The sequence below is a fragment of the Microbacterium sp. AC215 genome, assembly GCF_979258645.1.
This window is the reverse complement of record NZ_OZ409869.1, coordinates 678,203-689,970: the sequence shown is the minus strand read 5'-3', so window position 1 is coordinate 689,970 and position 11,768 is coordinate 678,203. Positions and strand designations below refer to the sequence as shown.

At 67.5% G+C, this 11,768-nt stretch carries 7 protein-coding genes; 4 read left to right on the top strand and 3 right to left on the bottom strand.

Annotation, left to right across the window (positions count from 1 at the left end; genetic code table 11):
- Nucleotides 1-43: 43 nt before the first annotated feature.
- The 3 genes from glgB to glgX form a co-directional block, all read right to left on the bottom strand.
- Nucleotides 44-2,248: a 1,4-alpha-glucan branching protein GlgB gene (gene glgB / locus ACZZZF_RS03600; RefSeq protein WP_053096004.1), complete on the bottom strand. Its 2,205-nt coding sequence runs from the start codon at nucleotides 2,246-2,248 to the stop codon at nucleotides 44-46.
- Nucleotides 2,245-4,308, bottom strand: coding sequence for an alpha-1,4-glucan--maltose-1-phosphate maltosyltransferase (locus ACZZZF_RS03595; protein ID WP_463497094.1), 2,064 nt, complete (start codon nucleotides 4,306-4,308; stop codon nucleotides 2,245-2,247). Before ACZZZF_RS03595 ends, glgB begins: the two co-directional genes overlap by 4 nt.
- Before the next feature lie 76 nt (nucleotides 4,309-4,384).
- A complete protein-coding gene (glgX, locus tag ACZZZF_RS03590; RefSeq protein WP_053096005.1) occupies nucleotides 4,385-6,457 on the bottom strand; it encodes a glycogen debranching protein GlgX in 2,073 nt (690 codons plus the stop codon).
- 95 nt (nucleotides 6,458-6,552) lie between these two features.
- Here glgX and ACZZZF_RS03585 point away from each other — a divergent pair, with 95 nt between their 5' ends.
- Genes ACZZZF_RS03585 through ACZZZF_RS03570 form a run of 4 tightly spaced genes read left to right on the top strand, consistent with a single transcriptional unit; the run spans nucleotide 6,553 to nucleotide 11,666 of the window.
- Complete coding sequence (locus tag ACZZZF_RS03585) at nucleotides 6,553-7,728, top strand: cysteine desulfurase family protein (protein ID WP_463497091.1); 1,176 nt, start codon at nucleotides 6,553-6,555, stop codon at nucleotides 7,726-7,728.
- A 9-nt stretch (nucleotides 7,729-7,737) separates the two neighbouring features.
- Nucleotides 7,738-8,835, top strand: a complete 1,098-nt coding sequence (mnmA, locus tag ACZZZF_RS03580; protein ID WP_187249587.1) for a tRNA 2-thiouridine(34) synthase MnmA — start codon at nucleotides 7,738-7,740, stop codon at nucleotides 8,833-8,835.
- Between the two features lie 42 nt (nucleotides 8,836-8,877).
- Nucleotides 8,878-11,193, top strand: coding sequence for an NAD-dependent DNA ligase LigA (gene ligA / locus ACZZZF_RS03575; protein WP_463497088.1), 2,316 nt, complete (start codon nucleotides 8,878-8,880; stop codon nucleotides 11,191-11,193).
- Complete coding sequence (locus tag ACZZZF_RS03570) at nucleotides 11,190-11,666, top strand: hypothetical protein (RefSeq protein ID WP_463497086.1); 477 nt, start codon at nucleotides 11,190-11,192, stop codon at nucleotides 11,664-11,666. The genes ligA and ACZZZF_RS03570 overlap by 4 nt, the downstream gene beginning before the upstream one ends.
- Nucleotides 11,667-11,768: the final 102 nt, after the last annotated feature.

Sequence of the window (11,768 nt, the reverse complement as noted above, 5' to 3'; positions counted from 1 at the left end):
GGCTCTGTCGGGCCGGGGCCGTCTCGCTGATCGGCAGAGGCTGTCAGCCGCGGCTGATCGTGGGCACGTGCGGGTCGCTCTCGTGGCGCAGCCAGATGGTCGACAGTGCGGGAACCGTGATCGTCGCCACGGCCGGTCCGTCGTCCTCCGAGTGCGCGACGACCATGCCGAGATTGCCGGATCCGCGACCGCCGTATTCTGCGGCGTCCGTGTTGAGGATCTCCTGCCACACGCCGGGGATCGGCAGCGCGAGGCTGTAACCGCTGCGCTCGACGCCGGCGAAGTTGCTGATCACCACGAGACGGCCGCCATGTGCGTCGCGGCGTTCGAAGGCGATGACATTGGGATCCCAGCTCGGGGCGCCGAGGCGTGAGAACGAGGATCCGTCGTTGTCCCGCTCCCAGAGCGGGGCCTGAGCGCGATAGGTGCGGTTGAGCTGTCCGACGAAACCCTGCAGCTGCGCGTGCGACGGCTGGTCGAGGAGCCACCAGTCGAGCTGGCGGGATTCCGACCATTCGGCGAGCTGCCCGAACTCCTGCCCCATGAAGAGGAGCTTCTTTCCGGGGTGACCCCACATGTATCCGAGGTATGCGCGGACATTGGCGAGCTTGTGCCAGTGGTCGCCGGGCATCTTCGAGACGAGGCTGCCCTTTCCATGCACGACCTCATCGTGGCTGATCGGCAGCAGATAATTCTCCCCGAACGCGTAGACGAACGAGAAGGTCATCTCACCTTCGTGGTGCGCGCGATACATCGGGTCTCGTTCGATGTACTGGAGGGAGTCGTTCATCCAGCCCATGTTCCACTTGAACCCGAAGCCGAGACCCGCGTGGTCGGTGGGTGCGGTCACACCGGGGAAACTCGTCGATTCCTCAGCGATCATCAGCACGCCGGGGTGCAGGCGGTAGGCGGTCGCGTTGACCTCCTGGAGGAAGCGGATCGCTTCGAGGTTCTCCCGGCCCCCGTGGATGTTCGGCTCCCATTCGCCTTCGTTACGCGAGTAGTCGAGGTACAGCATCGACGCCACGGCATCCACTCGCAGGCCGTCGACATGGAACTCGCTCAGCCAGAACAGTGCGTTCGCGACCAGGAATCCGCGCACCTCAGGGCGACCGTAGTCGAAGATGAGCGTTCCCCAGTCCTGATGCTCACCGCGACGAGGGTCGGGGTGCTCGTACAGCGGCTGTCCGTCGAACCTCGCGAGGGCGAACGCGTCTTTGGGGAAGTGCCCGGGCACCCAGTCCATGATCACGCCGATTCCGGCCTGATGCAGCTGGTCGATGAGGTATCGCAGGTCATCCGGGCTGCCGAAGCGACTGGTCGCCGCGTAGTACCCGCTCACCTGATAGCCCCAGGAGCCGCCGAACGGATGCTCGGCGAGCGGCATGAACTCGATGTGCGTGAAACCGGCCTCGGTGACGTGTGCGATCAGCGGTTCTGCGGCATCGCGGTAGCTCAGGCCTCCGCGCCAGGAGCCGAGGTGCACCTCGTAGACCGACAGCGGCTGAGCGACCGCGTGAGTCGCTGCCCGGCGGGTCATCCACGCGCCGTCTGACCATGCGTAGTCCGACCGCGTGACCACCGACGCGGTCTCGGGCGGCACCTGCGCGGCCTGCGCCATCGGGTCGGCCTTGAAGATCCAGGAGCCGCCGCGGGTGCGGATCTGATACTTGTATGTCGTTCCGACGGCGAGATCGGGGATGAACAGCTCCCAGACGCCACTCACGCCCATCGAGCGCATCGCGTGCGCTTCGCCGTTCCACCCGTTGTGATCTCCGACGACTCGCACGGCTGTGGCGTTCGGGGCCCAGACGGCGAATGCGACGCCGTCTTCGGCGTCTGCGACCGTCGCGTGCGCACCCAGCACCTGCCACAGCCGCTCGTGCCGCCCTTCGGCGATCAGATGGAGATCGACGTCGCCCAGAGTCGGGAGGTGCCGGTACGGGTCGCCGGTGATCGTCTCGTCGTCGTCGCCGTACGCGGTGGCGATGCGATACGCCACCGGGGCACCGTCGTGCTGGGCCTCCCAGATGCCGTGTGCGACGTGATCGAGCTCCAATCGGCTCCCGTCCTCGAAGACGGCTGCGACCGAGGACGCGAGAGGTCGGCGAGCGCGGATCACCGTGACGGTCCGGTCACTCGCATCCGTGAACGGGTGGGAGCCGAGCACCGCGTGCGGGTCGTGATGGGCGCCGGCTGCGACAGCCGCCCAGTCCGGTGATGTAGTGGCATCTTCGACGTAGCTCATGCTCGTCTCCTCACCTTCAGAATGTGCACCGGCTCGGCGAAGGCGTCGAGGCGCACGTAGTTGTGATCGGCCCACGTCCACACGGCACCGGTCAGCAGGTCCTCCACCTCGAACGGCTCGCCAGGTGGTACGCCCCAGATCGTGGTGTCGAGGTGCACGGTGGTCTCACGCACGGAGTGCGGATCGACGTTGGCGACGACGAGGATCGTATCGGAGTGGCCCGTGCCGGTGAACGCCGCATCGAGGTGCTTGCTGTAGACGAGCACCGAGTCGTCGTCGCTCCAGTGCACGGAGAGATTGCGGAGCTGTCGAAGAGCCGGGTGCTCACGGCGGATCTCGTTCAGTCGGCGCAGGAGAGGCGCAAGCGAGTCACCCGATGCCTCCGCGCCCTCCCAGTCCCGGAACTTGAACTCGTACTTCTCGTTGTCGATGTTCTCCTCGGAACCGGGCCTCGCCACGTTCTCGAAGAGCTCGTACCCGGCGTACACGCCGTACACAGGGGCGGCGGTGGCGGCGATGCAGGCGCGGATCCGATAGGCGGCGCGGCCGCCGAACTGCAGGTACTCCGTGAGGATGTCGTGCGTGTTCACGAAGAGATTCGGCCGCATGTAGTCGCTCGTCTCGTGCGAGACGCTGGTGAGGAACTCCTCGAGCTCCGCCTTGGTGTTGCGCCAGGTGAAATAGCTGTAGCTCTGTTGGAACCCCACGGCCGCGAGCGCACGCATCACGGCGGGTCGAGTGAACGCCTCGGCCAGGAAGATCACGTCCGGGTCCTGGGCGTTCACGGTCGCGATGAGCCATTCCCAGAACTGCAGCGGCTTCGTGTGCGGGTTGTCGACGCGGAAGATCTTCACGCCTTCGCGAACCCAGTGCTGCACGATGCGGAGCATCTCCTGGTAGATACCGGCGGGATCGTTGTCGAAGTTCAGCGGGTAGATGTCCTGGTACTTCTTGGGCGGGTTCTCTGCGTAGGCGATGGTGCCATCCGGGAGAGTGGTGAACCACTCGGGGTGCTCGTCGACCCACGGGTGGTCCGGAGAGGCCTGCAGCGCGAGATCGAGAGCGACCTCCAGCCCTTCGTTCTTCGCCGCCCTGACGAATGCGCGGAAGTCGGCCGGCTTGCCGAGCTCCGGGTGGATCGCGTCGTGGCCGCCGTCAGCGGAGCCGATGGCATACGGTGAGCCCGGATCGCCTGGCTCCGTCGTCAGAGTGTTGTTGCGTCCCTTGCGGTTGGTCGTTCCGATCGGATGGATCGGCACCAGGTAGATGACGTCGAAGCCCATGGCGGCGACAGCGGGAAGACGTTTGGCGGCTGTCCTGAACGTACCGCTCTTGACAGTGCCGTCCTTCAGGCGTTTCGCGCCCTCCGAGCGGGGAAAGAACTCGTACCAGGCACCGACGCCTGCGGCGGTCCGCTCCACGAGCAGAGTGTGCGTGGCAGATGCTGAACGCAGCGTCATGAGAGGCCGCTCATGGAAGAGACCGCCCAGCTCTGCGTCGGTCGAGACCGCGGTGGTGGTCTCTGCATCGCCCCCCGCCAGTGCGGTGGCGAGTTCGCTGATGCGTCTGCGCTGAGCCGCAGGGCGATCCTTCTCTTTCGCTGCGCGCGCGAGAAGTTCGGCGCCGAGGGCTGCCATGACCGGCACATCGACGCCCGCGGCGACCTTCACCTCGGCGGCGTGCGCCCAGGTCGCGAAGTCGTCGGAGAACGCCTCGAAGCGAAACGCCCACGGGCCCTGCATGTCCACAGCGACCTCCGCTGCCCAGCGATCGCTCCCATCGAGCAAGGGTGTCAATCGGTGCAGGGACTCCTCGCCGTTCGGGGCCGTCAACCGGAGCTGCACCCCGATCAGGTCGTGCCCTTCACGGAAGGCGACGACGCTGAACGGCACCACCTCGCCGACGAACGCCTTGGGCGCGAAGCCTCCGGGGACGGACGGTGCGCCGCCCACCAGAGGAATTCGCGTCGCGACGAGTCCGTCGCCGTCCGAGACGGCGCCCAGCGGGCGCGACGGGATCTGCGCGGGGCTTCGGAGAGCCTTCGGACTGATGCTGCTCATACGTGCGGCCACCCCCCGAATGTACCGCTCGCGGCGTGAAGCGGGTAGCTCGCGGAGGGCCCCGGCGCGCCGCCGTTCATTCCACGCGGAAGAGTCGCATGGAGGTGCCGGGGATGGGCAGCACGTCGCCGGGGGCGAACACCTCGCCGCCGTCTTGCGGGCGGTCGTCGGCGCTCGACCACAGCGAGACGAAACGCGTCGCCTCCTCGAGGTCGTCGGGCAGACGCACGTCGATGGGCGACTCCGTCCCGTGCACGATGAGGAGGATCCGATTGGCCGATTCGCGATCGGGGGTCGAGGCCGCCACATACTGCAGAGTGCGGTTACCAGGGTCCGTCCACTGCTGGCTCTCCATCGTCTCGCCGTTCTGGTCGAACCAGTCCATGACAGAGGCGTTGGGGATGTGCTCACCGAGTCGGGCGTACCGGCTCGGACGCAGGGCGGGATTCTCGGAACGGAGCTGGATGAGTCGAGCGACGTGTGCGCGCAGGTCCTCCTGCCACGGTTCCGCGTCCCAGCCGAGCCACGTCATCGACGAATCCTGGGCGTAGGCATTGTTGTTTCCGCGTTGCGTCCGACCGACCTCATCGCCGGCCGTGAGCATGGGGATCCCGGCTGACAGCAGCAGGGTGCCGAGCAGGTTGCGCATCGCCTTTCGCCGGGCAGCGAGGATCGCAGGGTCGTCGGTCGGCCCCTCGATACCGTGATTGAAAGCCCGATTCATGTCGGCACCATCGCGATTCTGTTCGCCGTTCGCCTCATTGTGCTTGACGTCGTACGACACGAGGTCGTGCATGGTGAAGCCGTCGTGCGCGGTGACGAAGTTGATGCTGGCCAGCGGTCCCCGAACATCGGCGAAAGTGTTCGACGAGCCGGCGAGACGCGTCGCGAAGCCCCCGATGCCGACCGGAGCGGACGCACGACGCGCATAGTCGATGTCGCTCAGCCAGAAGTTCCTGACCCGGTCGCGGTAGCGGTCGTTCCACTCCATCCAGCCGTTCGGGAAGTTGCCGGTCTGCCAGCCGCCCATACCGACGTCCCACGGCTCGGCGATGAGCTTGGTGTCGCGGAGGATCGGATCGTTCGCGATGGCGGTGAGAAGCGGGTGCTCGGGCGTATAGGTGTGCGAGCCGTCGCGCGCGATCGCGGCCGCGAGATCGAAGCGGAATCCGTCGATCTGCATCTCCTGCGCCCAGTAGCGCAGCGAGTCGAGCACGAGGCGCGCTCCGGCATCGGTCGAGGTGTCGAGCGTGTTGCCGCAGCCTGTCGTGTCGATGTACGCGCCTGATGCGTCCTGTCGGTAGTAGCTGGCGTTGTCGATGCCGCGCAGACTGGACCGAGGTCCACCGAGGCCCTCTTCCGACGTGTGGTTGTACACGACGTCCAGGATGACTTCGAGTCCGGCTTCGTGCAGCAGTCGCACCATGCCTTTGAACTCGGCGAGAACGGCCTCGGGGCCGCCTTTGCGTGCGTCCTCCGTGGCGTAGGCGTTGTGCGGTGTGAAGAAGTTGAGGGTGTTGTAGCCCCAGTAGTTCGTGAGGCCGCGCTCGAGCAGGCGAGGCTCCGGAACGAACGCCTGGACGGGCAGGAGCTCGATCGAGGTGATCCCGAGCGAGTGGAAGTACTCGATCATCGCGGGATGCGCGAGTCCGGCGTATGTGCCGTGCAGCGCCGGGGGCACATCGGGCTGACGCTTGGTCAGCCCCTTCAGGTGCCCCTCGTAGATCACGGTGCGGTCGAGCGGTATCCGTGGCTTGACGGACTCTCCCCAGTCGAACCCGTCGACGATCACCACGGAGCGCCACTCCTCGTAGCCGTCGCCCTGCGCGAGACCGCGAGCGTAGGGGTCGAGGAGCAGAGTCTCGGGGTTGAACGTGTTCCCCGGCCCGTGTGGCCCTCCGACGCGGATCGCATACCGGGTGCCCGGCTGGAGCAGTTCTGTCGTCACCTCCCAGATGCCGCCGGGAAGGCGCGCGAGATCGACCTGGTCGATGACCCAGTCGAGGTCGGTGGCATCGAAGACGACGAGTTCGATGGAGGACGCGTTCTGCGACCAGACGCGGAGGGTTCCGACGCCGTCGTGAAGGCGCACACCGAGGTTGTCGAGTGCAGTACCGCCGGGCACGGTGATGTCTCGGATCGCGGGCATGAGTACACCATAGAGGTCTGCGCTCGGGTCTCAGGACAGCATGCACTCAGTTCCATGTGCACGCCACTGCGCGGAAAATGGGGGAGAGTGGAGGGATGCAGCACTATCTCGACCACGCCGCGACGACGCCGCTGCGTCCCGAGGCGCGGGAGGCGTGGCTCGAAGCGAGCGAGATGGTCGGGAATGCGTCATCGACGCACGGTGCCGGCCAGGACGCGCGGCGCCTGCTCGAGGAGGCACGCGAGCGCTCGGCCGCAGTGCTCGACTGCGACCCCATCGAGGTCGTGTTCACCTCCGGGGGCACGGAGTCGATCAATCTCGCGCTTCAGGGGTTGTGGCAGGCGCGGCCGGCGGAGTCGGGTGCCATCGTGATGCCGGATGCCGAGCACCACGCCACGATGGACACCGTCGAGGCCCTGGTGGCGGCAGGGGCGGTGCTGCGCGCTGTTCCGGTATATCGCTCGGCGGCCATCGACGTGGACGAGTTCACTGCCCAGCTTCCGGGCGCGGCGCTGGCGACCGCGCTCGTCGCCAACAACGAGGCCGGGACGATCAACGACGCCGCGATGCTGGCGTCGTCGACCGCGCAGGCGCTCGTTCCCCTCCATCTCGATGCGGTCGCGGCCCTCGGCCACCTGCCTCTGTCGTTCCGCGCGCTGAGAGGCGATGCGCCCGACTCGGTCGGTCTGGTCGCGATGAGCGTGGCCGGACACAAGATCGGCGCGCCGGTCGGCGTCGGAGCCTTGGTGGTCGCTCGCACCGCGCGGCTCTCCGCACTCCTTCGCGGCGGCGCGCAGCAGCGCGGACTTCGCGCCGGAACGCAGGACGTGGCCGGTGCCGCGGCCTTCGCCACCGCGCTCGAGCTCGCCGAGTCGGAGCGAGAGACGGAGACCGCGCGGCTGGCGACGATGCGCGATCGGCTTATCGACGGCATCCTGGCGCGGGTGCCGCAGGCCGAGCTTCTGGGAGACGGCTCGCGACGGCTCCCCGGCAACGCCCACATACTGTTTCCCGGAGCGGTGGGGGAGAGCCTGCTCTTCCTTCTCGACATGGCAGGCATCGCCGCGTCGACCGGGTCGGCCTGCCAGGCGGGTGTGGCGGAGCCATCGCATGTCGTGATGGCGATGGGGCGCAGTGAGCAGGACGCGCGCAGCGCGCTCCGATTCACGCTGGGACGCACATCGACGGACGCCGACGTCGATGCCGTCCTCGCATCCATCGGCGAGGCCTACCTGCGGGCTTCCGGCTCCGGCTCAGCCGCACGCTCGTAGACTGGTCCCATGAGGATTCTTGCGGCCATGAGTGGCGGAGTGGACTCCGCAGTCGCGGCCGCACGGGCCGTGGACGCGGGGCACGACGTCGTCGGCGTGCATCTCGCGCTGTCCCGGGCGGGCGGCACGTTGCGCACCGGAAGCCGGGGATGCTGCACGATCGAGGATGCGCTCGATGCGCGTCGTGCGGCCGATCTCCTGGGCATCCCGTTCTACGTCTGGGACTTCTCCGAGCGCTTCCGCGACGACGTGATCGCCGATTTCGTCTCGGAGTACCAGGCAGGGCGCACCCCCAATCCCTGCATGCGCTGCAATGAGAAGATCAAGTTCGCCGCCCTTCTCGAGCGCGCCATCGAGCTCGGTTTCGACGCGGTGTGCACCGGGCACTACGCGACGCTGATCCCCACGGACGCCGGTCTCGAGCTGCACAGAGCCGCGGACAACGCCAAGGATCAGTCCTATGTGCTCGGCGTACTCACCGCCGAGCAGCTCGCGCACACCTACTTCCCGCTCGGAACGACTCCGTCCAAAGCGGTCGTGCGTGCCGAGGCGGAGGAGCGTGGGCTGAGTGTCGCGCAGAAGCCCGACAGCCACGACATCTGCTTCATTCCCGACGGTGACACGCGAGGCTGGCTGGCCGAGAAGGTCGGTACCGCCACCGGTGAGATCGTCGACCGCACGGGTTCCGTCGTCGGCTCGCACGAGGGCGCGCACGCTTTCACGGTCGGTCAGCGCCGTGGTCTGAAGCTCGGCGTCCCGGCGGCCGACGGCAAGCCCCGCTTCGTGCTCGAGGTGCGGCCGGTGTCCAACACGGTGGTCGTGGGGCCGAAGGAGGCGCTCGCGACGCGTGAGATCTCGGGCGATCGATTCAGCTGGGCGGGCGCAGCGCCCGTCGACTCCGAGTTCGACTGCGAGGTGCAGATCCGCGCCCACGCCGAGCCGGAAGCAGCCCGGGCATTCGTCTCGCCCGAGGGCGTGCGCGTCGTTCCCGAGCAGCCGCTCAACGGCGTCGCGCCGGGCCAGACCGCCGTGCTGTACGTCGGAACGCGCGTGCTCGGCCAGTTCACGATCGACCGCACCGTGTCCGCAGTGCCGGTCGACGCATAGCGCCTGCCTCTCGATGTCGGCGCCCGCTCGTAGACTGGCGGGGTGCCGGAGAACATCTCGCTGGAAGACGCCCGTATCGAAGCGGACGAGCTGACCACTCGAATCCTCGAAGCGAAGGACGCGTACTACGGGCGCGACACTTCACTCGTCGACGACTTCACCTACGACGGGTGGATGCACAGGCTCGAAGAGCTGGAGCGGATGCATCCCGAGCTGCAGGGTCAGGACTCGCCCACTCAGATGGTGGGGGCGGCCGAGGCCACCGGGCTCGCCACCATCGAGCACGCGGAGCGGATGCTGAGTCTCGACAACGTGTTCTCGATCGACGAGCTCAGGGATTGGGCCGCCAAGACGCGCGCCTCTGCGGGGCGAGCTGTCGACTGGCTCACCGAACTCAAGATCGACGGCCTCGCGATCAATCTCCGCTACGAGAACGGGCGGCTGACGTCGGCGGCGACGCGGGGAGATGGGCGCGTCGGTGAGATCGTCACCGAGAACGCGCTGCGCCTTCCCGAGATCCCCCTCGAGCTCAGCGGCGAAGGTCACCCTCCCATCGTCGAGGTGCGCGGCGAGGTGTTCATTCCCGTGGCCGCCTTCGAGCGCCTGAATGCCGCACAGGCGGAGTTCCGCGACCGGGCCTACGCCGATGCTCTCGCCCGCTGGGAGGCTCGGAGCGGAGCGAAGAAGCCGTTCGACGAAGAGAAGGCGCGAACTGCTGCGGCTCGGCGGTTCCCCTCGTTCGCGAATCCGCGCAACGCGGCGAGTGGTGGCCTGCGTCAGCAGATCGACAAGAAGGAGGGGCTCGAACTCGAGGCGGGGATGCTGCGCATCGAGTCGCTCGCGCTGTACGTGCACGGCATCGGGGCCTGGGAGAATCCGCCGGTCGCCGCACAGAGTCAGGTCTACGACAAGCTGTCGGACTGGGGGCTGCCGACCAGCCCGCACACCAGGGTGTGCACGAGCATCGACGACGTGGTTGCGTTCGTCGAGTACTTCGGCGAGCACCGGCACGATATCGAGCACGAGCTGGACGGGATCGTCGTCAAGGTCGACGAGCTGTCCCTCCACGACGAGCTCGGCGCCACCAGTCGGGCGCCTCGCTGGGCGATCGCGTACAAGTACCCGCCCGAAGAGGTGCAGACGAAGCTGCTCGACATCGTCGTGTCTGTGGGTCGAACCGGCAGGGCGACGCCGTTCGCGGTGATGGCTCCCGCCCAGGTCGCGGGGAGCGTCGTCAGGCAGGCGACGCTGCACAACAAGGACGTGGTGAAAGCCAAGGGAGTGCTGATCGGCGACACCGTCGTCTTGCGCAAGGCGGGCGACGTGATCCCCGAGGTCCTCGGTCCGGTCGTCGAGAAACGCGACGGTACCGAGCGGGAGTTCGTGATGCCGATCGAATGCCCCGAGTGCGGCACGCCGCTGCGTCCGATGAAGGAGGGCGACATCGATCTGCGCTGCCCCAACGCGCGCTCGTGTCCGGCCCAGGTTCGCGGTCGTGTCGAGCACATCGGTTCGCGGGGCGCCCTCGACATCGAGGCGCTCGGAGAAGTCACGGCGGCCGCGCTCACCCAGCCGACCTCGCCGGCGACACCGCCTCTCGAGACCGAAGCCGGACTGTTCGCGCTGACGCTCGATGAGATCGTGCCGATCGAGCTCGTCGTGCGCGATGCCGAGACGGGGCTGCCCAAGGAGGACGAAGACGGTCTCCTGAAGACGAGGGCGCCATTCCGACGCAACCCGACCGCGGCAGAGAAGAAGTCGGGGCTGGAGGGCCCCCAGCCCTCCTCTCAAGCTGTGACTCTGCTCGCGGAACTCGAGAAGGCGAAGACCAAGGACCTTTGGCGGCTGCTCGTCTCACTGAACATCCGTCACGTCGGGCCGGTCGCGGCGAGGGCGCTGGCGCAGTGGTTCGGTTCGCTCGACGCGATCCGCGCGGCCTCTCGCGACGAGCTCGCCGCTGTGGAAGGAGTCGGCGGCATCATCGCCGACTCCTTGCTCGCGTGGTTCGATGTCGACTGGCACCAGGACATCGTTCGTCGCTGGGCCGAGGCAGGCGTCCAGTGGGCCACGCCCGGTCATCCCGGTCCGGGCGCGGCAGTCGTCCAGGGCGGTGTGTTGGACGGGATCACGGTCGTCGCGACCGGTTCACTCGACGGGTACACCCGAGATGGAGCGCAGGAGGCCATCCTCAAGGCGGGCGGTAAGGCCGCGTCGAGCGTCTCCAAGAAGACGGACTTCGTCGCGGCCGGTCCCGGAGCGGGGTCGAAGCTGGGGAAGGCGGAGGAGCTCGGCATCCGCATCCTCGATGCCGCTCAGTTCCACATCCTCGTCACGGAGGGGCCGGACGCTCTGGGATGAGGCGATATGGACCACTGATCGCCGTCTCCGGCGCGATGGCTGTGGGAGACCCGGGGCGGAACCACCTGCGTCTGACGCCTGATGCGCTGCTGATCCGCCACGGCACAGAGAACCGGGGGATCATTCCCTGGTCTCAGGTGCAGCGAGTGATCCTCGACGTGCCCACCACGCGGTTCCGTCTGCCCGGCCTCATGAGCACGCTCGTCCTCGGCGCCGTGACGTTCCTCGCCGTGTCCGATCTCGGATTCGACCCTGAGGATGGCGCGGTCGAGCTCCTGGCAGATGGGGAAACGTCGATCGCACCGCTGAGCCGTCACCACGTCGGCGGCTACTGGACACCGACGGTGGACGGGGCACACCGGCTGCTGCAGCATCTCATCGACAACCCGGAGCAGAGAGCGTTGCTCGCGCGCCCTGAACAGCTCATCGACGTGGCCGCGCGTCTCGCCCGCCACAGGCCTTCAGGAGCCTGACGCGCAGGCTGGCCCTTCAGGATGGCTGCTCATCGGTGCACGCGAGCGCGCCGTGCCCGGACTTTCGTCCGGGCACGGCGCGCTCGATGCGTTCTACGGCTG

Bases quoted from the DNA above. Each gene is read 5' to 3' on its own strand.
- mnmA (WP_187249587.1), top strand. From the start codon at position 7,738: ATGAGGATTCTTGCGGCCATGAGTGGCGGAGTGGACTCCGCAGTCGCG.
- glgX (WP_053096005.1), bottom strand. From the start codon at position 6,457: ATGCCCGCGATCCGAGACATCACCGTGCCCGGCGGTACTGCACTCGAC.
- ACZZZF_RS03585 (WP_463497091.1), top strand. From the start codon at position 6,553: ATGCAGCACTATCTCGACCACGCCGCGACGACGCCGCTGCGTCCCGAG.
- ACZZZF_RS03570 (WP_463497086.1), top strand. From the start codon at position 11,190: ATGAGGCGATATGGACCACTGATCGCCGTCTCCGGCGCGATGGCTGTG.
- glgB (WP_053096004.1), bottom strand. From the start codon at position 2,248: ATGAGCTACGTCGAAGATGCCACTACATCACCGGACTGGGCGGCTGTC.
- ACZZZF_RS03595 (WP_463497094.1), bottom strand. From the start codon at position 4,308: ATGAGCAGCATCAGTCCGAAGGCTCTCCGAAGCCCCGCGCAGATCCCG.